This is a genomic window from Streptomyces sp. JN8, assembly GCF_055808075.1.
The window spans coordinates 15,908-35,733 of sequence record NZ_CM147852.1; the positions used below are offsets into that span (position 1 = coordinate 15,908).

Sequence of the window (19,826 nt, forward strand, 5' to 3'; positions counted from 1 at the left end):
TGGCGCCCCCGGCCACCGCACAAGCTGTTGCCCGGCCCAGGTTGAGGGAGCTTCCTCGGGCGTCTGGGACGGACCCGGCAGAGCCCGTAGACGTGGTCCGCGTTCTGTGTCTGGAGCATCCTGCGCCGCAACTCCGCGACGTCGGGTAGATGGTGCTCGGTTGTTGACGAAGGCTGGTCCGGCCCGGAACGCGGACGTGTGCGCCGGAAGCCGGGGCCGGATACCGTGACCATCCAGCGCGATGGCTCGACCAGAAGTTGGTGAGCTGAGAGGGGGCAAAGTGGCTGCCGTGAATCGTTTAGTCACATATGTCGATCTGGATGAGGCTGTCATCGGCGCTCAGCACACGTCGGTGACCGCGCGGCTTGCGGCTGTACTCGTAGATGACCGCCGCGTGGTGCTGCTGAACGACCGGGGGTGGAGCTGGACCTCATCGGCTCCCACAGCCACCCGGCCACAGATCTCGGCCGAGGACGTCGAGAAGGAGGCCCGGATGGTGGTTGGGCCGGACGAGCCGACCGGTAGCGAAACCCACGAGCAGATGGCCGCCGGCCACTGGAGCTTCCTGGCCCGCATCCTGGCCCGTCAGGGCGTGGATGCGGAAGCGCAGGAGCTGGCGGGGCTACCGCATGATGTTGTGCTGAGCGAAGACCTGAGAGCACGGATTCGGGGTCAGTAAGTATCGGCACTTCACTTCCGCGCCTGACAGCGACCATGAGTCATAGCCTCATGTAGACGGGTGATGGGTCGCGGCAGCAGTGCAGCAGAGCGAGCGGCTGGGACTTCCCAGCCGAACGTTTCGCGGGCGTCCGCTAAGTTCGGAAGCGACAGCGTTCAGGGGTTCTCCGCTGAACCGACAGGCCAGCACCCTTCGAGGGCACCACCCCAGCAGACCGTCTGTGTTCGTGAAAGCCCACCATGGCAGCCGGGCGAACCCCAAGGCCCCCGCAGAAAGCACCCCTACGAGAACGACCCCCGCCTCGAAACCGCCCGCGAAGCACTGACCACAGCCGACAGCACACCCAAAGGCCGGATCGCCGCCAACCTCGCCGAACAGCACGGAGGCACACCCCGCACCTGGGAACGCATCCTCTCACCACAGCAGCAACACTCCAGCACACCAGCGACGACGATCCGAGCTGACTGAAGTGTTCTGAAGCTTGGTGATCAACCAGCTTGGAGGGTGGGCAGCACGCCTAAGCGCCGGGTCGTTATCGTGACTTGATGGGAACACCAGATTTCATCCTCGCGCTGCGCAGGAAAGTTGGAAACGATCCGCTGTGGCTCTCAAGCGTCACCGCGGTCGTCGTCAGGGATGAACAGGTCCTTTTGGCGAAGCGCGCAGATAACGGCGAATGGACGCCAGTGACTGGAATCATCGATCCGGGGGAAGAACCGGCGGATGCCGCAGCCCGGGAGATCCTTGAGGAGACCGGCATCCTGGCAGTTCCGCAGCGGCTGGTGATGGTTCACGTCACGGACCTTGTCACCTATGACAACGGGGACCAGACGCAGTATCTCGACCTGGTGTTCCGCTGTGGCTGGCAGTCCGGGGTTCCGCATCCCGCCGACGGCGAGAACACAGCTGTCGATTGGTTCCCGCTGAACGCCCTGCCTCCGATGTCAGACGACATCCGCAAGCGAATCGCAGCCGCCCTGTCCAGCGAGCAGGCAGCCCAGTACGTCTTCTCTCCGCCGTCACCCGGCGGCACCTGAGAACCCCAGCTCCACCGGTGGCAGACGTCGTGAGAGCCCGCCGGAGACGGCGGGCTCTCCGCGTCTCCAGCACCTCGCCCCGGGACTCGACAGCCGACACGGGCACGGAACGCCGTCGGCAAGGAACTTGGTGGCGTCGTGGGTGACGCCCCCCCGGGCCGCGGCGGTCAGGCGAAGTGGTGGGCTGCGGCAGCCACGAAGGCTTTGGTGGCCGTCGGCGTCCTGCCGGAGTGCGGCGAGGGTGTCGGCGTCCGGAGCGCCGCGCAGGGCGTAGGAGGCCTGCGCGGCCGCGTCGGCGGCCGGGGCGAGGACGGGGACGAGGATCGCGACCAGGACGCGGGGGGTCTCGATCGCGGAGCGGGTGGCGTGCAGCTCGGCACGGGCCGCCTCGACGCGTGCCTCGTCTGCGCCGGCCAGGCGCAGCTCCTCGCGAACGAACCGGGCCCGACGGTGGGTGGCCAGCGCGGAGGCGAGCGCGGTCACCGCCTCCAGGGCCTGGTCCCGGCGCCGGTCGACGCGCTCGGCCCCCCGTGCTGGAGGCCGAGGGATCAGCTGGTGCCCCGGACGTCGGGGGAGCCGGCCGGGGCATCTGGGGGCAGGTCTCAGGCGACAATGCTGTGGCTGCTGCCCTTGTACTTGTACAGGTCCGTCATCCGGCGGGTAAACGGAGAGTTGACGACGCCCGTGGAGCGGTAGACGTACGCGCCGTAGGGGTTGCCGGGCCCGTATGCGATCAGGTCGGGGCGTCCGTCGTTGTCGAGGTCGCCTCCACCGACGAGCTGCCGGAAGCCGCCCCAGCCGCCCCCGATCTGCACGTGTCCGGAGAAGCCGCCGTCGCCGCGGCCCTGGTAGAGCCACAGGATGCCCGAGGCGTCGCGGGCGACGAGGTCGCCGTGCTTGGAGCCGGCGATGTTGCCGACGGCTTCGATTTACTTGTACACCCCCCAGCCCTAGCCGATCCGGGTGGTCTTGGCGATGCGGAACTCGTTGCAGTACGGGCGGTCCTGCATGTCGGTGCGCCACAGCACACCTGCGCTGTCGCGGGACAGGACGTCGGGTGGAACCGTTGTCGTTGAAATCGTGCGGGTTGAACGCGCGGACGATGCTCATCGGCGAGCTCTTCGAGGCAAAGGCGCCGACGCCGTCGTCCGGCGTCGCCTTCACCGCGATGGTGTAGGCGCCGTTCGGCGCGTCCACCTCCACCAGCTCGTCGGGGGTCTCTTCGTCGAACCTCGGTTTCCAGGTGAGGGAGAACACTGTGCCAGAGCTCGCGGCGGCCAGTCGCTGAGTGGCCTTCTTGCCGGTGGCGACGTGGGTGATCGTGACCTCCAGGTCCGCGGTGGCGCGCGACAGCGTCCACTCCATCGTCACCCGGCCGTTGGTCTTGTCGAGTTCCGCGACGGCGGGGACCTCGACCTGGTCTTTCGTGAGCGGGACCGCCGCGGTGGCCGCGAGCGCGCGGGAGGAGCGGTGGCCAGAGTGCCGGCGCCGAGAGCCGTGACGGAGGCGACGGCCGCGGCGGCCAGGGCGAGACGCCGGCCGGTGGCGCGGTGCTGCAGGGTGGAACCCCACGAGGAAGAGCGGACACGGGTGTGCCGCGGCAGGCCAGACTCACGACCTAGCCGAATGGTTGTACGAGATTTTCGGCTCGTCGCGCCGCTGCCCACGAGGGCGTGCGGCGGGCCCGGGTGGCGGCGTGCGCGGGGGCGGCCCTGCAGCACCAGCTCCTCGCCCGCTGCTAGCCGCTCGACGGCGGCCAGGGCGGCCCGGCTATTCCGGCCCAGTGCAAGGCCCGCCGCGAGTACGAGAACCGCGTCAGCACCCTCACCTCCCGAACCATGATCGTTCTCACCGATCACCGCTGTACCGATGTTCCCCGAGGCCGGTGGCAGGCCCCGGACCGATGTCCCGGGGCCCTGTTCCGTCAGGCCTCGCAGGCAGGCTCACAATGCCCGTTCCACTCGTGGAGGGTCAGCGGTTCAAGCCGCGCTTCCGCTGGGGTTGGGGACTGCTCGTCCGCGGCGCGTCCTCGCCCTGGACTCGTTGCACCGCGACCACAGGCACTTCCACCCGGAACCGGCCGCGCGCTGTCTCTCGGCCGGTTCCTCGAAGTCGCGGGGGTTGCGTATCGCGGACTCCAGGACGATGTCGAAGCTCTGCTCGATGGCGTAAGCCTCGGCCTTCTCCAACCACTTGTGGCCGTCGATCTGGTGTAGGAGCCGACGGTGGTGTCGTCCGCCGCCATGAGCTTGCCGAACTTCGGGTGGTACGGCTTGCAGGTGTCGGGGTTGATGTTGACCGGCTCGCCGCGGGCCGTCAGCGCCGCGGTGGCCAGCGAGGTGACCGCCGTCTTGCCCGCGCCGGTCTGCCCCGAGACGATGACCGCGATCGGCTGCTCCTGCGCTGTGCCGGCCAGTGTCCGCGGCACGATCCGCTCGCGGAAGATCCGCTCGTTCTCCGTCTCCGGCAGGGCCTCCGGGTCCGGTCGACCTCGGTCATGCCTCGGCCCGCAGTCGGTTCAGGGTTGCCGTGCATTCGGCAGTGAGCGTGTCGACGCCGGCGCGGTCCGCCGGGGTCAGCCCCTTCCTCATCGCCGCCCAGTCGCCCTGCTCGTCGAGAAGGGTCCGGGCACGCTCGGTGTCACCGGCTGCCTCGGCCTGAGCGATCAGGCCGGAGTAGGCGCCGACGACGTGGTTGATGCCTTCCAGAGCCACTTCGTAAGCGGTGCCGTCCTCCGCCGACCAGTTGGCCGCCCCCATGTTCCCCAGCACGGTGTTCTGCTCCATCGCGATGCTCCCCTGTCCCTGTCGGTCACGCACGATGCCGCGACAGCGGGGCCGCCGCGGGACGTGTACGCACGACTCTGCCAGAACCCGCCGACCGTGACCTCCACCGCCTCACGCAGGAGTCGGCCAGCATTCCCAGAAGCATGGGTCTGAGCGCGGTGCTGCTGTGCGTCGTGCCAGCGTCGGGCCGCTTCGACCGCTTGAACCAAAGCCAAGAGGAAGCCGAGCGCTGCGGCCGCATCCTGGCGTCCACGGGCCGCGGCACACTGGTCGAGGAGCTGGTTCGACTCGCAGTAGAGCCTGCGTGCCTGGCTCTCCAGTGCTCGATCTCCAGGCATCCGGGATGCCCGCTCGAACTCGAACGCCGCATCCTTGATCTGGCTGCGAACGATCCGAGGGGAAACGACGGCGTCGACCACGATGAGGTCCCCCAGGGCAGCCACCGAGTAATTGTCAAGACCTGTGGATCAGTGCGGCACCGAAGAAGTGGGCCTTACCGAGTGACGAAACGCAGGCAGGGGCCGGTCGGGCACCGTCAGGATGTGCCTACGTTCGTGTCCTACCGACCTTCGTGGAAAGGCATGCTGGCCCACCTGCGCGGGAACTCCATGCGTCAAAAGTCACGTTCCTCCAGGTCAACGGACTCCGTCGGTTGCTCGAAACCCTGCGCCTCGTGGCCACCGGGCGTCACGGCATGTCTGCACCGTGATGCCCCGGCTGCACACTGCGGACGGGCTACGTCATCAACTCGATGTGCGGATGCTCGGGCTCGGCTGGGCAGACGAACAGGTGCTGCCGGTAGCCACTACCTATCTGGACGCCGGTCGCGTTGTAGCCGCGGTGGCCAGGGTACGGTCCAGCGCCTGGGTGGGGGTGCGGTGACCAGCTGTTCGCAACGTCGTCCCCTTCCTCGAACGTGGCGACGGTCATCAGAATCTCCATGCCGGTGCCGCACTCGGAGCAGTGCTGCGGGCTGGGGTCGGTAGAGCTCCAGCCGGCCCAGCCGCCCACCTTCCAGCCGGGCGCGTTGGACAGCACAAGGTCGTAGTACGTATCCGGGGTCAGGTCTTCCTCTGCTGCCTGCGGCACACTCCACTGCTCGATCTGCTTCCGCAGTTCTTCGCTCAGCTCCAGATGGTCGGGGTACTCGGTGATCTGCTCCGGTTCGAGTACGCACGGATCCGGTAGATAGCCGTCGAACTGCACTGCGGGCGGCTCGGGGGGCGCGTCGAGGACGTCGGTGACGGCGGCTGCCGAACGCCAGAAGAGCAGGGTCCTGGGCATGATCGGATGATCGAAAGGGCACCACAGAACCTGCAGCAGGTCCTTGCCCTCCGGCGGGCTCAGATCGGGCACATCCCGTACATACAGCTGCGCGACGGGCAGCATCGCTATGGGGCCCTCGTACGGCTGGATCGCCACCTTTACCGGATACGTTTGAGGGGGCCGGATCCGCGCCAGAGTCTCCCGCTCCTCCGAAGTCATTTCCCGGCCGTGGGAGGCGGCGAAGGTCCGTCGTTCCAGCCTCAGATCCGCCGGGGACAGAGCTGGGTTGACGCCATCCACCACATGCGGTTCCTCGCAGTGCGGCCACGGCTCCTCGGTGGGCCACAGCAGCGGCCCGCCGATCGAGCTGTCGTGCCACGTCGGCGCCCCGGGGCGGGGGTGCAGGCGGGTCGCCGTGCGGACCAGCGGGGCCAGTTGGGGAAAGACCGCGACAACGTCGATCGGCCGTGGCGGAGTGACAGGAGTGACCTTCATGGCCGCAACCTTGCCAATGACCTCTGACAACGGCCCTCGTGGCCCTCCCACGAGCCCTCCACCGTAGGTGGTCCAACCAGGTAGTACGCGAAAGTCTTCTGCGTACCCGGCCCCTCGTACGACCGCAGGAAGCTGTCCGCCTCCTCGTCGGCGGAACCGTCGGGGCGCACGATCGTGCACGATCAGCCCCCACCCGCCCGGCACGCGCTGGCGGCAGCCGGGCTGCTCGCGGGGCGTCGGGCGGCGACCCACTGGGAGCACGCGGCGGCGCTGGCCCGCCGGTTTCCGGCGGTCGAGGTGTGTCCGGACGCGATCCACGTGCGGGACGGGGCGGTGTGGTCCTCGGCGGGGGTGACGGCCGGGATCGACCGGTGCCTGGCGCTCGTGGAGGAGGACAGGGGGCCGGCGGCGGCCCGGGCGGTGGCGCGGGACCTGGTGGTGTTCCTCCAGCGGCCGGGCGGCCAGTCGCAGTTCTCGGCGGCCTCGCGGACTCCCCCGACAGGCCACACGGTGGTGCGACCGCTGCTGGACGCGGTGGCGGCGGATCCGGCGGCGGACCACAGCGCCGGTGTGCTCGCGCGGCGGGCGGGGTTGAGCGTCCGGCATCTGGCACGGCTGTTCCGGGAGCAGGTCAGGGCGACGCCGGCGGGGTACGTGGAGCGGGTGCGGGTGGAGGCGGCGCGGATGCTTCTGGCGGGCAGGGCGAGCGTGACGGGGGCGGCAGCGCAGAGCGGGCTCGGGAGCGACGAGAGCCTGCGGAGGGCGTTCGCCCGGCACTTCGGAGTGACGCCCTCCGCCTATCTGGCCAGGTTCCGGACGGCGTCCGCCCCGTAGCGAGGGCCGCTGCGGCGACGCCGAGGACTACTGGCCCGCCGCTATCGGCGAGCTGAACTGCGCCGTCGTCGACAAGCGCGCCACCCTGGTCCACCCCGACGCGGCGGGCCACCGGAACGTCGCGAACCACGTCGAGCGAGCCATCCGCATCGCCCTCCTCGAACGCTGGCACGACACCGAAACCGGAGCCCCGGGCCGCGGTGCCTGCCTGTAGCCGTTCAGCATGAACGCCGCGCGGCAGCCGGGGGTCCAGCACCTACCCCCGGGCTTCGGTGCGGGAAGGCAGCAGCACCGCGTCCGCGCCGGTCAGCGTCAGCACCCTCATCGGCACTTCGCGCCCACCTGTGAGCCGGAAACAGAGCGGGTGGTACCGGGTGACGCTCTCGGAGCGGTCGCGGTCCGGGATCCGTGCCGGGACGGTGGGGTGGGTCGCGGAGCGCTACCTGGCCCCTTCCGCCTGCATCCAACCCGACTGCCACTTCATCTCTCTCCCTGCTCACTCGGGGCCCTCGCCGGAGTCGGCGAGGGCCCCGTCTGCGTCTGCGCGGTGCGGGGGCGTGGAAGGCCATGGGCTGCGCAGCCCGCTTTGCACGAGCAGGGCCAACTGCCCTGCGGGATCGGCACTTTGCTACCAGTGGTACGGGCCCGGCATGCCGTCGGCGGCGGCCGTCAGGACGGAGTCCTGTCCACCATGGCCCCTCTCCCCCTGAGCCGACCGGGCCCGAAGCGGCCTGTGGCTGTGCCGGCCGCCCGCCGACGACACCCCGGACAGCGCTGCCGGCCGGTTCGGTCCCGCCCACGCGCTGATCCTGCTGATCGCCCAACCCACAACCAAAAGGGAACGAGACCCAGACGCGTCACGAACGACGCAACAACGGTGCAGGCGGATCTCGCCCGTCCACTACATCAACCCAGGTGACTACAGCCCGAGACGAATCAACACCCAGCAGAAACACCGTCTCCGCTTCACGTTCCAGCACGATGCCCCACGGCGAGGGCGTCCCCTCTGGAGCCGTCAACACGTAGTTGCGACAGATCCCGTGAAAGGGCAGGCTCGAGATCGTGTCCGCGATGGGGTCTCCAGGACGTGAATCTCGCAGTAGTGCAACCATCTCGCCAACGAGATCAGGACAGACATCCACCAGGCTCAGCAAGCTCTTCTCGGGACTCTCGCAGGGCTCCACGCCGCGAAGCTTGTCAGGTCCTGCCCCAGAGCACCTGCTCGGCCGAAGCGGCAGCGCGCATAGCAAACGGCAAGCTCAGCATGCGGCCCTGCTTGGTCGCCAAGCTCTCGATCTGGGCGTACTCAAGCTTGAGGGGATCTTCAGCTTCCGCAGCTCTTCGGCCAGCCGGTCACGCGCCGACGTCTCCCCCATGAGTCTCCCACTTCAGTCCAAACCCCCGCTGAACACTCTCTTCGCCCGCTCTGGCCTGGCCTGACACCCGATTCAGGAATTTCGATCGGACTCCCCCTAGAGAGTGCAGTCCCCTGCTCGCAGTCGCCATCGGCAGTCGTGCTGGACCCCGCACCTCCGGTGCGGGGTCCAGCACGCTCGCTCCGGGGAACGACGCAGCGCACGTTCTGTACGGCAACGGATCACGACGGAAAGGGGACGGCTGCCGCGCCGGGGCAGTGCTCCCAGGCGGTTACATCTCCATTTAGTCGGCCTTGTCGTTCCAGGTTCCGCCGGTCCAGTAGTCGGCGGTGGCGAAGTTGTAGCAGTACAGGTTGCCCATGACCAGGTACGGGTCGGTCATTCCCGTGCGGGCGTCGTAGACGAGCGCGCCGCCCATGCTGCGGGTGGCACAGCCGGCACTGGCCTTGTCCCTGAAGTCCCAGTCTGCGAGCTGCTTGGTGCCCTTGGTGGACCACTGGAGCCGCCGGCCGGTGAAGTTCGAGTGCTCCCACAGGCACACCCACCCATAGACGCAGTCGCCGAGCGCGGCGGGACCGAGCTCTCCACTCTCCTTCGCCGAGACGCCAGAGCTCTTGGCGCCCTTCACGGCGGGCTCGGGCGTAGCGGACGCGGTCGCCACGCCCGCGGTCAAGGCGCAGAAGGCTGTGACGACCTGGACGAGAGTGCGTGCGAGACGCATGCGGGGTCTCCCGCGGTGGGTTGTGCGGATGGTTCACAGGAATCCCACAGCAAACTCTGGGTAAAAGACGTGTCCGTGATCGAGGATGTCGAGTTCTCGATCACGGCGTCCTCATGCTCGATCGTGCGTGGTCTCTGCCCACGCGGTAAACCTGCGCCAGCAGCCTTACGGCCGCTGTCCGGCCTCGGCGACTACGCCACTGTCGACAAGGGCGACAGAGGTGACGGCGTCGCCGGCCTCGCCCCAGGCGTTGTCCTTGACCAGGACCGTACGCTCGCCGAGAAGCCGGGACGTGCTCGTGTCAAAGATCCACTCAGTTCGTTCGCCGTCGTGCACGCGCGCGACCGCGATCCCGCGGCGCCCAGCGGCGTCTACAGCGTCGGGGGCGACATCGACGCCGGGGATGAGGGCGGCAGCGCGGTAAAGCGCGGCCGCGGTCGCCGGAGGAGTCACTCCGCTGCGCAGGAGATCGCCGATCGTGACGAAGGCCTCGTGGTCCGGCCCCGTGGTGGAGCCCGAGCCGGTTCCGTGGTTCCGCACCGCGTCGTCACGGATCTGCTTCAGCAAGGCCTCGGGGTCGGTCGGCAGGGCCGCGAGGAAGTTGTACGTCGGCGAGTTCAGGGTGCCAGGCGCCTCTGGCAGCAGGCTGTCCTTGCCGCCCTTGCGCTGCAATGTGCGCTCGCTGCCGTCCACCGACGTCCACTGCTCCATGGCCTCGTTCTGGCGTAGGAGCTCCGTCTGGCCGTCCCTGTTCTCGGAGAGCACCGACGTGTGGCCGACCGTCCTGAGGTACACGTACTGCCCGGCGATCACCTTCGTCGGCGACGTCCCGTGGGCGGCCAAGGCGGCCCTCTCCAGCACCTGAACCGATGCGGCCGAGGCCGGCGGCGCGTTGTACGGACCGCCGGTGGTCCCGGAGCCGAGGCTGAGGACGACGACGGTCGCGCCGGCGGCGATTGCCGCGCCCAGCACCAGAACCATGCGCCGCCGCGGCCGCAATGCAGGGCGAGGACGGGCGTGGGTCTGCCGGTCGATCTCGCTCAACAGGTGCCGCCGGCGGGCCTCGGTGTGCCCGGGCGCAGGTTCCGGGTAGTCAGCCGGCGGCAGCGTCCGCCTCGCCTGCTCACGCTCTGCCTGTTCCCGCTGCTCCGGATTCATCGCGTACCCCTCCTGTGGGAAGCGCGGACTGCCGCCACTCCGCTACCCGGTATGTGTCCGCTGCCGGTCTGCGGTTCCACACCTGCCGCCAACTCCTCGTCGACAAGCCGGCGCAGCTTCTCTCTCGCGCGAGAGAGACGGGACCGTACGGTGCCCACCGGGATCCCCAGCGCCTCAGCGGCCGCCGCGTATCCCAGGTCGGACCAGACGACGAGCGTGAAGACCTCGCGCTCCGTCCGCTTCAGCCGTTGTAGCGCCCGGGCCGCGGCGGCCAGCCGCTGCGCGTCGGCCATCTGCCCGACGACTTCGTCCGAGAAGTCGGGCGACGTCTCCGGGGGAGACAGACGTGCCATCGCCTCCCGATGCCGGCGGGCCGACCTAGCGGTGTTACGCATGACGTTGGTCGCGATACCCAACAGCCATGCCCGGACGCTTCTGACTTCCTCACGCAGCTTGTCGCGTAACCGCCAGGCCTCCAGGAAGGTGAGCGACATGACGTCCTCAGCAAGGGCCCAGTCACCCATCGTTCGCACGGCATGGGCATAGACGACACGCGCATGCTCGTCAAAGATCTCAGCGAACCCCGCCCGATCTCCGGACCGGACTCGTTCATTCAAGGGCAGCTCCACAACAAGAAGTGTCCGCACAGCTCCGTCGGTTCCATCTCTCTCCCGTGATTGACAGGGCGGGGCTAGGTCCGTCGTGCTCGGGCGGGATGGAGTCGGCCTCAGCTAGTCCCTCCTTGTTGAGTCCAACAGGGAGGAACTACTCCTGACCAGCATGGGAACGGGCAGCAGAGGTTCGCCACTCCGGGAAGCAGGGGAAGCACCAAGGAATCGAACGGTGCCTATGCCCCGATCGCGTAGGACGGCGCCTTCAGTCCCACCAGTCGCCTCCGGTGTGCCAGCGATGCACCCACTCCTCGAAGCCCCATGCCTGGTTACAAGGCGTCCGGATGGCACCGACGTCGGCGACCATCCAGACCTCGCCGCGTCGAGGGCTCGTTGTCAGCAGGAGCCAGAAGGACTGCCCGTCCTCGGAGCCGAGAACGACGGATCCGTTGTTGAATGCGGCTTCTATCCGCGGGTCCTCGGGGTCGACGTCCTCGTCGTCCTCCCAGTGCCAGGCCGCCTGCAGAGAAACGGCTTGCCTGGCTGCCGCAGGCCAAGGTCGGGCCAGGTGTCAGGCAGCCAACCTAGTGGCAGGAGACCACCGTCACCGGCCGGGCCGAGGCCCGAACCGTTGCTGATCTCTGCAACAAAGGTCCTACACGGCGCCGGGAGGACCACCCCGTTCTCCGCCTCCCACACTGCAACGGTTTCATGACCGAGCGCCGGCTCGCGCCATTCCGACGGGAACGCGGAGCGCAAGAAGTCGAGAGTTGCTTCGGCGGGACGCTGATCATGTGTGGCAGTCACGGCAACATGCTGACAGAACGGCTGGCAGCAATTACGGCCCCATCGAACGGTGGCGCCGTCCGAGCCTTTGCCCTGGACAGCCCGGAGGCAAGAGCGTCACAAGGGCCGGGCCGGTCGGTATGACAGGCCATGTGACAGACGGGCGGGTCTGCCCGCCTGACCTTGTCGGAGTGCACGCGGCGGCAGTTGCCGCCAGTGTTCGGACCGGCCAGGCAGACGGTCTACCGCAGGTTCGCCCAGTGGAGCCGGCAGCGGGGTCCGTGAGCGCACCTCTAAGACGTCATCTCATTTGGTGAGTCTGCGGTAGCAGATGAGGGTGCAGGCAAGACTGGTGAAGGCGAGGAAGTGGTCAGCTTTGCGTTCGTAGCGTCGGTGGAGGCGGCGGCAGCCGGCGAGCCAGGCCATGGTGCGCTCGATGGTCCACCGATGCCGTCCGAGCCGCTGAGAGGACTCGATGCCTTTGCGGGCGATGCGGTGGCGGATGCCTCGGCCGGAGAGCCATTGCCGCAGGTGGCGGTAGTCGTAGCCCTTGTCGGCGTGGAGCTTGCCGGGCTTGCGTCTGCGTCGGCCGCGGCGGGAGCGGATCGGGGGTATGCCCTTCACCAGCGGGATCAGGGCTTGGCTGTCGTGCAGGTTCGCGCCCGAGATTCCGACGGAGATGGGCAGACCGGTCCGCTCGGTGATCAGGTGGATCTTCGAGCCGTACTTGCCCCGGTCGACAGGATTCGGACCTGTCAGATCCCCCTTTTCATCGCCCGCATGTTCACCGAGTCGATCGCGCAGCGGGACCAGTCCAGCTCGCCGCGGGCACCGAGCTCGTCGAGCATCACGCGGTGGAGCTTGGCCCACACCCGGGCCTTCGACCACTCACTGAACCGTCGGTGGGCCGTCGCCCCTGACAAACCGAAGGATGCTGTCGGCAGCTGCTGCCACGTGCAGCCCGACGTGGCCACGAACACGATCGCCGCCAGCACCTCCCGGTCGCCGTGCCGACGTCGCCCACCACCCTGAGGCCGGACAGGAGCATCGGGCACCACCCGCTGGAACAACGCCCACAACTCGTCAGGCACCAACCGTTCGACAATCCCCACGTCGGCAGGCTAGCGACCGAAGGAGACCCGCACTCAGCGCCCCTTACGGCGCTGCGCGTCAAAGCGGAGCAGTACCCGCACCAAACGCCACACTCCGGCCGACGCTCCAAGCAGGGCACCCCCTGTCAGCGTGGCCTTTCCCCCTCCACTAGAGACCCCGAGAGCCAGGGCAGGAAGCAGGGCTACGGCAAAGACCGCCGCAGCCAGCGCGACGGCAGTCACCAAAGCGAAAACGATCTCCACCGTCATGGCGTCCTTCTCCCACCGAGACTCACGTCCCATGTCCATCCCGCAAGTCTCGCATCACGGTCAAGCTCGCCGAAAGGCATCGCCGAGACGTGCCAACCAATTGAGATGGCTTCTAAGTCGACAGAATTGACGCACACCGGGTACCGGATCGTGCACTTCTCGACCAGTCCCTCGGAGAGCGATTCGTTGGCGTCGGAGCAGATCTCGCCATTTGCGGACTGTCGTCACGGCCGGGCTGATGGCCGTGCGCCTGCCCCAGGTAACGGCTCAAAACCGCCTCAAGGCGATCGAGCGGGACAACGACGTGTCCTGACGACCCATGTTGTTTCCGGCGGCCGAGCACTTGGTCACCTGTTGATCGCCCGCTGAAAGATCTCGGACAACTCGCCGTTCTCGATCAGTCCGGCGATCACGCCGGTCATGCTGTCGAGGCCGGGATCCCTGACGATCAGACCGTCCGAGACCCAGAAGTACCGGCCCCCGAGGGCCTCGTCGGTCCCTGCCCAGAGTTTCATCAGGCGCTCGACTTCCGCGACGGTGCATACGGTCGCGGTCTAACGAGACCCATCCTTCAAAGCCACGAAGACATCGACGTTGCAGACCTCGCCGTCGCTGGGTAGGAACGACGCCTCGAAACCCTCGCTACGGACCCGATACCAGGGCCCGTCCCACTCTCGCTCGATCGGTTCAGACGATGTGCTGTGGCTCATCGCGCGAGTGTCCATGGTCGGGCATCGACCTCAACCGAGATCCCCTGCCGGACTGCTGCCCGCGGTCAGAGCTGGGGACGTTGGTCCGTACGCAACTGGGGAGAAAAGTCCGTACGCCGACACCTGGATACTCAGGGCCTCGCCGACCGAGCGCAGGAGACCGAGGCGCTCGCGGCCGCGCAGAGCGTACTTCACCGCAGCGACCTTGTCGGTGCGGCTGAGGGCCTGACGCAGGAGCGTGAAGGGGCTTCGCGGCGACGGCGCCCTTAGCCTTGGCGTAGTTTCTCTGCACTAAGTCAAACTGAGGCGTGGGCACTGCTGGAGCTTGCGTAGGGTGCCCGCATGATCGTTCAGTGTTTCCAGATCATCAGCCCGACAAGCGGAGAAGTGGTGAGTGATCATCCAGGGGTTCGGGTTGACGCCGAGTATCCAGTTCTGGAGGTCATCACGACTACAGGCCGGGTCCTCTTCCGGATTCCTGAGCGGCCTGACGTCCTGGTGGAGCGAGACACCCCTGGGCTGTGGGATGCCGCCATGTTCACCGTGGTCAGCAGTCAGCTGCCGGACTGTTGGGTCGCAGGCCTTAAGGATGGCCAGGTGACGCTCGCTCCCAAGGAATGGCAGCGTCCAGGCTTCTGGGAGGACTACTTCGACGGCGAGCCAACTGCCGGCGCTGAATACGAGCGTCTTCGCGCAGAGGTCCTGTCCCAAGCGTGACCTCGGATGGGCGATCATCGCTGACATTCGCCAGTAGCCGAGCTGGGGCGGGTGGTCGGGATGCCGAGTGCGACGGGTGACCGCTGCGCGAGTCGCGCGGCGTCGGCCTGCTTGGAGCGGACGAAGGTCAGGGTCAGATCGATGCCTTCGGCCTCGCCGAGCCACTGTTCCTCCTCGGCGCGTTCGCGGCGGAGGACCAGGTCCCTCTCAATCTCCGCGAGGCTGGGCAGCATCTTGGGGTTTACCTGGAGCATCGGGCATCGGATGCAGGCATGCTCGTGCTGGCAGGGTGATCCGTAGGGTCAAGCGCAGTTCCCGAGCTCGACCTTTCGCTTGTCGAAGTGTTCCTCGAACTCGGCCCACTCCTGGGTCGTGACATCGGTGTATTCGTCGTCGGGACGCAGAGTCCGGCGGTGGTTCAGGAACTCCTGGTAGCGCTTGATGATGTAGCCGGGGAAGCCCGCGACGTAGCCCTGTGTGGTCCGCAGGTTCAAGTGTCCGAGCAAGGCCGCGCCGATGTGGATCGGCAGCTCGCCGTTGACGATGTCGGTTGCGAAGAGCCGATGGAAATCGTGCGGATTGAACTTGGTCCCGGCGAAGCGGGTTTTCTCGGCGATCCCTTCGCAGGTGCGTCCGAGCATTTCGAGCACGGTGCCGGGTGACGTGACCGTGCGGATGCTGCCCCGACGCCGCTGGAACAGGAACGGCATGGGTTCTGACCAGGTCCTTTCGTGACCGTCGTAGCGGGTCAGAAGGAGGATGGGCCGGCCATTGGGGGTCTGGCGCCGGATGATCTGGGCAATGGCGTGGAAGAGCTCGGTGGACATCGGGGTGACACGCTCGCGCTCGGTCTTCGAGGGGGCGACGACCAGGAGGGCGATAACCTCGCCGTTGGAACGCTCGAATTGCCGGATGCTCAGGTGGGTGAGTTCGACGAGTTCCTCGACCCGGATGCCGCTGTGCCGCAGGACCTCGACGGACGCCCATTCCCAGAACGCTGATTCCTCGGCCATGGTCACGTGGGTCACCTTGCCCGTCTCGTGGTCGACGACCCTCACGGCCAGTTCGGCCACGAGCTTCGCTCGGCGGCGGTCCTCCCGGGAGTCGGTGCGGCTGTAGCGGCGGCCCTCGTGCTCGAAGGTTCCCCCAGCGGGACCTCCCGGGCAGCCTCCAGCAGACCGGCCACACGCTCGTAACGGTCCTCGACATGCCGGACAAGGACCGGCAGCAAGGGCTGGCGGACGCGGGCGCGGTCGGCCATCCGCCGGTTGACGTCACGCAACCGCTTGCTGAACCCCTTCAGGTCCCGCGGCATGATCAGGCAGGGCGCGACCCACTGGGCCCACCGTTCCGGTTCCGCGATGGCCCAGCTGTGGAATCGACGTAGAGGCTGCGAACGCTCAGCAGAACCGACGCGATGTCGTTGAGGAACCCGGTCCGGTCGGTCTTGCCGTCCTTCCGCCAGTAGTGGATCTCGGCCCGCCACTGGTCGTAGAGCTCCTGGCTCAGGTGCAGGTCCCTCTGCCCGGGGTTGAGCTCCTCGATCACGGACCAGAACAGGCCGCTCAGATGGCGGGTGAGGGTTTCCAGCGTGACGTAGTCCGTCTCCGCTCTACGTCTCGTCAAGAGCCGAATCGCTGAGGGATGACTCAGCCTGCCAGCGGGCCCGCACGACTCCGTCGCTGTCAGGCATGACAGCGGAGAGCAGGGGGACGCGTTCCTCGGCGTACATAGACAGAAGCGCCGCAGCATGCGCGCTGGTGATTCGGGCAGCCAGCTCCGGGAACTCATCTTCGTCAGCGACGGCGCTGTGGATCTGGCCGTCCGTGTCCTGCCAGACACCTTCGACGAGACCCTCGGTGGGGAGGGCGTCGAGGACGGCGGAGGTGTCGTAGGAAAGGTCTGGCCACACGGCCAGACGCGCGCGAGGAGCGAGGGCGGCGCGAACCGTGTCAATGGTGGCGCTGGTGAGGCGATGCCACCGTGAGGCGTTCTGGACGTAGATCTCTTCCAGGAGTCCCGCGCGGCCGCTGGCAACTGCCATGTGCAGGCTGTCCCAGAATTCGTCGTCACCCGGCCGTCGAACGCCGTCCTCGTCGGGCTCGAAGTCGTAGGGGGAAGCGTCCAGGCGTTCCGGAAACAGTCCGAGCTCGCGGGTGCGGGCCAGTGCCCCGTGGCAGGGCCGGCTGCTGCCGATGTAGACGTACTGGTCCCATCCGACGTGCACGGCGAACGCCCCCTCGGCCTCCAGCCGGCACCAGGCGCCACTGTCCCTCAGCATGAGCCGCACCAGCTCCAACCCGGTGTCCAGCGGCACCTCTGCTCCGTCGTGGAAGCCGGCAAGACCGCCCGGAAGAAGCGTGCCGAGACCGAAGCCATCCAGTGGCGGTTCGACGCCAAAGTGGACGAACGACGAGACCTCCGGCTCGCGCACAGACAGACGGTCGACGCCTGTATCAACGGCGATTGCCCGAACCGCCTGAAGGTAGGCCGCCTCGGCCTTGCCATGATCGCTGGTCACGTCCTCGACACCCGTGTAGTGCCCGTGATCGTCACGGTCTGCGGGGTCGTACTTGGTGACGCGATAGACGTGGGAGAGCTGCACACCGACATCCTCCAGCGCTGCCCTGAGAAAGTGCCACGGATTTGAGAGAAGGGACGTCGACCCGCACTGCGAGACAACCCAGATACGTGCTGTGCTAGGCCACAAACGACGACGAATCGCTAGACCTCGGCTGTGACCTGAGGCTAAGCAGACTCGCGCCGTGATCGCCTGACCGGTGCTGGAGGCAGGCGTGCGGATGGCCTCGCCGGGATTCGAACCCGGGTTTCCGGCTCCGGCGAACTGGCGACCGGTCGGTGGCCTTGGCCAACTGGACGACGAGGAGCCCCCGGCAGCCTAGGCGGCGCAGGTCCCGCGTCGCACCGGAGTTGTAGGGTCAGGGGCCGGTGACGCGGACTCGGAGCTCGTACCGGGCGCCGATGCTGATCGCGCGGGCCTGCTCGGCAAGGTCTGCGCCGGTGAAGCCCGGGAGGGCGGCGTCGGCGGCCGCGCGGAGCAGGCGGACTTTCTCGGCGATCGGCCGGCGCGGCACTGGCACACTGGCAACGAGTAGGTAGGACTGAACGCTCTGTACTGATCGACTGCAGGCTGCGGGCTGCGGGCTGTCCGAATCTCGGGTCTCCCCAAAGTGGTGACCATTCGCTGTCCTTCCTCATGGACAGAACCCACGGACGTACTCGCAAGCTCCGACGGCTCCGCGAGATGCGATGCCGGGCGGCGCGGGCCCGACAGGACCAGAAAGAGATGCCGCTGGGGGCCGGCGGATCAAGGTAGGTCAGTCTCAGGCCCGGTTCCGCGCGCCTGGGTCGGGGGCGGGGCGATGGCGGTCAGTGCCTGGCGTGCGGCGCGGTGGAGTTCCTCGTCCACTGGGATGCTGCCGTAGCGGCGGGACGAGGACGTGACTTCGTGCAGGACGGGCAGGGCTGCAGCCGCCGGGCTGCCGACCGCGCCCAGGATCCGCACGGTCCGCAGGACCAGCGGGGTCGTCGTGTGCTGGGCCAGCGGCGCCAGTTGCGGCAGCAGGGCCGCCACGGCGGGCGCCGCGTCACCGGTGATCCGCCACCAGGCCTCGGCGGCGCCGACCCGGCTCCATGCGCCGGGGCACGTCAGCAGCGGCCGTACCGCGTCGGCGTACGGGGCAGCCTGCGGGCCCAGGTCGGCCAGGTGGCGCAGCACGGGCTGCCCGAGGCCGGCGCGGGCCGCCGCGCCGCAGACCCGCAGGGCCGGTTCCGGGTCGCCGGTGAGTCGCCAGTACGCCCAGGCGGCGGTCTGCGCGCCGCCGTGCCAGGGGTGGCGGCCCGGGCCGGGCTCGGCGGTGACGAGCGCGCCGAGCCCTTTGACCGCCTTGCGCGTGGCGGCGGCCGGGCCGATCGCGCCGAGCGCCTCGGCTGCGGCGCGGGCGGCCGGGGTGTGCAGCAGGGCGACCAGATCGGGTACCGCGGGCGCTGCCGCAGGGCCCCACAGGGCGAGGGTGTGCAGGATCCGGGCCGTCGTGTCGGGGCGCCCGCCGCCGTCAGCGAGGGTGCGGCGGAAGGCCGGCAGCAGCCGCGGGGCCCAGCGCGCGGGCAGCGGGGCGGGGGTGTTGAGCCAGAGGCGTCCCAGGCGTGCGGCGTACCAGTCCGCGGCTCGGTCGTCGGCCATGCCGACGAGGGCCCGCAGCGCCAGGTCGGCATCGTCCGCGACGGCGGCTCCCCCGGACCGCTCGACGTGGCGGACCAGCCTGTCGGCGCAGGGGGCGGCCGCGGTGCCACCGTTGGCCAGGACCTCGACCGACGCGGATGCCACCTCACGCTCGTCGTCGAGTCCACCAGCGACGGTCTCCCAGAGTCCCGGCGCGGGGTCGCGCGAGTACCGTAGCCGGGCGCCGGCGGCGAGCACGGCCACGCGGCGCAGTTCCACGCGCACATGGCCGGCCGTCGCTTCGACCAGTGCCGCGGACGCGTGCGGGTGGGGCGCCGACCGCGTCGCGAAGCGCTTGTCCGGCTCGTAGCCGAGCGGCCACCACGGTACGTCCGGGAGCCGCTGCTTCCCGGCGGCCGCAAGGCCCCGGGCCACGGCCCAACCCGCGGCACCGTCGGCCGGGTCCACGGCGGCCGGGCCCGCAGTCGCCGGATGTGCGCCGCCCCGGGCCAGTACACCCCTCGCGGCGGCCAGCGCGACCAGCGGGTGCGTGTGCTCCAGCCAGGACAGCAGCCACTCCCGGTCCTGCGCCAGCATCCCCACGGCCAGCAGTTGGGACACGAGCGCCGACGGATCGTCCTCCACGGCGGCCCGCTGCCGCAGCGCATCGAGCGCCGACGGATCCGTGCAGCGGATCGAGCGCAGGACCCAGGCCGCGCCGGTCCGTACGCCGGGCGCCCGGTGCCCCACCAGGGGCAGCACCTGCGGCCAGGCCCGGGTGAACACCTCGTACGCCTCGCGGTGCACACCGACGGGGCTGCGGCAGGCGCCGTGGCCGCGTCGGGCGAGGAAGTCGAGGACCTGCACCAAGCGTCGATCGTCGAGCTGTGGGAGCAGGGCGAGGAGGTGGGTGACCGTGTGGGCGAAGAGCGGGGTGTCCCTGTCCCAGCCGAGCCTGTGCTCCAACCGCAGCCACGACTTCTGGCGGTGTCCGGGGGCCACCAGTCCCCGCAGCAGGCCCGGTGTCTCCTCGCTGCCCGCCGGTACGCCTTCCAGCACATGCCAGGCCACCGGCCCGGCCCCCCGTACGTCCATGGCACGGAGCC

20 protein-coding genes, 1 tRNA gene and 2 pseudogenes are annotated in these 19,826 nt (G+C 68.6%); 4 read left to right on the forward strand and 19 right to left on the reverse strand.

Annotation, left to right across the window (positions count from 1 at the left end):
* Nucleotides 1–280 precede the first annotated feature (280 nt).
* Together ACY0MR_RS00100 and ACY0MR_RS00105 are read left to right on the forward strand one after the other, a co-directional pair.
* Nucleotides 281–679: a hypothetical protein gene (locus tag ACY0MR_RS00100; RefSeq protein WP_473558028.1), complete on the forward strand. Its 399-nt coding sequence runs from the start codon at nucleotides 281–283 to the stop codon at nucleotides 677–679.
* Between the two features lie 545 nt (nucleotides 680–1,224).
* Nucleotides 1,225–1,716 (forward strand): NUDIX hydrolase, encoded by a 492-nt coding sequence (locus ACY0MR_RS00105; RefSeq protein WP_473558026.1) that lies wholly within the window; start codon nucleotides 1,225–1,227, stop codon nucleotides 1,714–1,716.
* Here the strand turns inward: ACY0MR_RS00105 and ACY0MR_RS00110 are convergent.
* The 5 genes and pseudogenes from ACY0MR_RS00110 to ACY0MR_RS00130 all read right to left on the reverse strand — a co-directional run bounded on the left by ACY0MR_RS00110 (nucleotide 1,699) and on the right by ACY0MR_RS00130 (nucleotide 6,263).
* Complete coding sequence (locus ACY0MR_RS00110; protein ID WP_473558023.1) at nucleotides 1,699–2,199, reverse strand: hypothetical protein; 501 nt, start codon at nucleotides 2,197–2,199, stop codon at nucleotides 1,699–1,701. The genes ACY0MR_RS00105 and ACY0MR_RS00110 overlap by 18 nt on opposite strands.
* Nucleotides 2,200–2,318: 119 nt before the next feature.
* The gene (locus ACY0MR_RS00115) at nucleotides 2,319–2,645 is read right to left on the reverse strand and encodes an FG-GAP repeat domain-containing protein (protein WP_451060670.1); all 327 of its coding nucleotides are present in this window, start codon (nucleotides 2,643–2,645) and stop codon (nucleotides 2,319–2,321) included.
* 1,050 nt (nucleotides 2,646–3,695) lie between these two features.
* Nucleotides 3,696–4,144, reverse strand: a pseudogene (locus ACY0MR_RS00120) (zeta toxin family protein).
* A gap of 67 nt (nucleotides 4,145–4,211) precedes the next feature.
* A complete protein-coding gene (locus tag ACY0MR_RS00125) occupies nucleotides 4,212–4,502 on the reverse strand; it encodes a hypothetical protein (protein ID WP_451061770.1) in 291 nt (96 codons plus the stop codon).
* A 735-nt stretch (nucleotides 4,503–5,237) separates the two neighbouring features.
* Complete coding sequence (locus tag ACY0MR_RS00130; protein WP_473558062.1) at nucleotides 5,238–6,263, reverse strand: hypothetical protein; 1,026 nt, start codon at nucleotides 6,261–6,263, stop codon at nucleotides 5,238–5,240.
* Between the two features lie 174 nt (nucleotides 6,264–6,437).
* Here ACY0MR_RS00130 and ACY0MR_RS00135 point away from each other — a divergent pair, with 174 nt between their 5' ends.
* On the forward strand, nucleotides 6,438–7,097 hold the full coding sequence (locus tag ACY0MR_RS00135; RefSeq protein ID WP_473558064.1) for a GlxA family transcriptional regulator: 660 nt from the start codon (nucleotides 6,438–6,440) through the stop codon (nucleotides 7,095–7,097).
* A 1,659-nt stretch (nucleotides 7,098–8,756) separates the two neighbouring features.
* On the opposite strand, the gene ACY0MR_RS00140 is transcribed toward ACY0MR_RS00135, so the two are convergent.
* The 7 genes and pseudogenes from ACY0MR_RS00140 to ACY0MR_RS00170 form a co-directional block, all read right to left on the reverse strand.
* Nucleotides 8,757–9,194 (reverse strand): peptidase inhibitor family I36 protein, encoded by a 438-nt coding sequence (locus ACY0MR_RS00140; RefSeq protein ID WP_473558066.1) that lies wholly within the window; start codon nucleotides 9,192–9,194, stop codon nucleotides 8,757–8,759.
* A 165-nt stretch (nucleotides 9,195–9,359) separates the two neighbouring features.
* Nucleotides 9,360–10,352, reverse strand: coding sequence for a CU044_5270 family protein (locus ACY0MR_RS00145; RefSeq protein ID WP_473558069.1), 993 nt, complete (start codon nucleotides 10,350–10,352; stop codon nucleotides 9,360–9,362).
* Nucleotides 10,349–10,981, reverse strand: coding sequence for an RNA polymerase sigma factor (locus ACY0MR_RS00150; RefSeq protein ID WP_403319558.1), 633 nt, complete (start codon nucleotides 10,979–10,981; stop codon nucleotides 10,349–10,351). Before ACY0MR_RS00150 ends, ACY0MR_RS00145 begins: the two co-directional genes overlap by 4 nt.
* Before the next feature lie 1,074 nt (nucleotides 10,982–12,055).
* A protein-coding gene (locus tag ACY0MR_RS00155) for an IS5 family transposase (protein WP_473561965.1) occupies nucleotides 12,056–12,855 on the reverse strand; the annotation gives its coding sequence in 2 pieces (ribosomal slippage) (nucleotides 12,056–12,510 and nucleotides 12,510–12,855; 801 coding nt in all).
* A gap of 39 nt (nucleotides 12,856–12,894) precedes the next feature.
* Nucleotides 12,895–13,149 carry a DUF6332 family protein gene (locus ACY0MR_RS00160; protein ID WP_473557202.1) on the reverse strand — a complete coding sequence of 85 codons (255 nt, stop codon included), beginning with the start codon at nucleotides 13,147–13,149 and terminating at the stop codon, nucleotides 12,895–12,897.
* Between the two features lie 308 nt (nucleotides 13,150–13,457).
* A pseudogene (locus ACY0MR_RS00165) lies at nucleotides 13,458–13,820 on the reverse strand (hypothetical protein).
* A 30-nt stretch (nucleotides 13,821–13,850) separates the two neighbouring features.
* Nucleotides 13,851–14,054 carry a hypothetical protein gene (locus ACY0MR_RS00170; RefSeq protein WP_392864760.1) on the reverse strand — a complete coding sequence of 68 codons (204 nt, stop codon included), beginning with the start codon at nucleotides 14,052–14,054 and terminating at the stop codon, nucleotides 13,851–13,853.
* Between the two features lie 108 nt (nucleotides 14,055–14,162).
* Here ACY0MR_RS00170 and ACY0MR_RS00175 point away from each other — a divergent pair, with 108 nt between their 5' ends.
* Nucleotides 14,163–14,537, forward strand: coding sequence for a hypothetical protein (locus ACY0MR_RS00175; protein WP_473558071.1), 375 nt, complete (start codon nucleotides 14,163–14,165; stop codon nucleotides 14,535–14,537).
* Between the two features lie 14 nt (nucleotides 14,538–14,551).
* Here the strand turns inward: ACY0MR_RS00175 and ACY0MR_RS00180 are convergent, their stop codons facing one another.
* From ACY0MR_RS00180 to ACY0MR_RS00210, 7 genes are all read right to left on the reverse strand, one after another.
* Complete coding sequence (locus tag ACY0MR_RS00180; protein WP_473558074.1) at nucleotides 14,552–14,791, reverse strand: recombinase; 240 nt, start codon at nucleotides 14,789–14,791, stop codon at nucleotides 14,552–14,554.
* 48 nt (nucleotides 14,792–14,839) lie between these two features.
* Complete coding sequence (locus tag ACY0MR_RS00185) at nucleotides 14,840–15,610, reverse strand: tyrosine-type recombinase/integrase (protein WP_473558077.1); 771 nt, start codon at nucleotides 15,608–15,610, stop codon at nucleotides 14,840–14,842.
* Nucleotides 15,611–15,854: 244 nt separating this feature from the next.
* Nucleotides 15,855–16,163, reverse strand: a complete 309-nt coding sequence (locus tag ACY0MR_RS00190) for a hypothetical protein (RefSeq protein WP_473558079.1) — start codon at nucleotides 16,161–16,163, stop codon at nucleotides 15,855–15,857.
* Complete coding sequence (locus ACY0MR_RS00195) at nucleotides 16,150–17,142, reverse strand: RNA-binding protein (protein WP_473558081.1); 993 nt, start codon at nucleotides 17,140–17,142, stop codon at nucleotides 16,150–16,152. The genes ACY0MR_RS00190 and ACY0MR_RS00195 overlap by 14 nt, the downstream gene beginning before the upstream one ends.
* 197 nt (nucleotides 17,143–17,339) lie before the next feature.
* Nucleotides 17,340–17,427 (reverse strand) — tRNA-OTHER (locus ACY0MR_RS00200).
* Between the two features lie 49 nt (nucleotides 17,428–17,476).
* Entirely contained in the window at nucleotides 17,477–17,638 is a 162-nt protein-coding gene (locus ACY0MR_RS00205; protein WP_473558084.1) for a hypothetical protein, read from the reverse strand.
* Nucleotides 17,639–17,865: 227 nt separating this feature from the next.
* Nucleotides 17,866–19,815, reverse strand: coding sequence for a hypothetical protein (locus ACY0MR_RS00210; RefSeq protein WP_473558086.1), 1,950 nt, complete (start codon nucleotides 19,813–19,815; stop codon nucleotides 17,866–17,868).
* Nucleotides 19,816–19,826: the final 11 nt, after the last annotated feature.

Bases quoted from the DNA above. Each gene is read 5' to 3' on its own strand.
- ACY0MR_RS00105 (WP_473558026.1), top strand. From the start codon at position 1,225: ATGGGAACACCAGATTTCATCCTCGCGCTGCGCAGGAAAGTTGGAAAC.
- ACY0MR_RS00125 (WP_451061770.1), bottom strand. From the start codon at position 4,502: ATGGAGCAGAACACCGTGCTGGGGAACATGGGGGCGGCCAACTGGTCG.
- ACY0MR_RS00130 (WP_473558062.1), bottom strand. From the start codon at position 6,263: ATGAAGGTCACTCCTGTCACTCCGCCACGGCCGATCGACGTTGTCGCG.
- ACY0MR_RS00140 (WP_473558066.1), bottom strand. From the start codon at position 9,194: ATGCGTCTCGCACGCACTCTCGTCCAGGTCGTCACAGCCTTCTGCGCC.
- ACY0MR_RS00145 (WP_473558069.1), bottom strand. From the start codon at position 10,352: ATGAATCCGGAGCAGCGGGAACAGGCAGAGCGTGAGCAGGCGAGGCGG.
- ACY0MR_RS00160 (WP_473557202.1), bottom strand. From the start codon at position 13,149: ATGGACATGGGACGTGAGTCTCGGTGGGAGAAGGACGCCATGACGGTG.
- ACY0MR_RS00175 (WP_473558071.1), top strand. From the start codon at position 14,163: ATGATCGTTCAGTGTTTCCAGATCATCAGCCCGACAAGCGGAGAAGTG.
- ACY0MR_RS00180 (WP_473558074.1), bottom strand. From the start codon at position 14,791: ATGCTCCAGGTAAACCCCAAGATGCTGCCCAGCCTCGCGGAGATTGAG.
- ACY0MR_RS00210 (WP_473558086.1), bottom strand. From the start codon at position 19,815: ATGGACGTACGGGGGGCCGGGCCGGTGGCCTGGCATGTGCTGGAAGGC.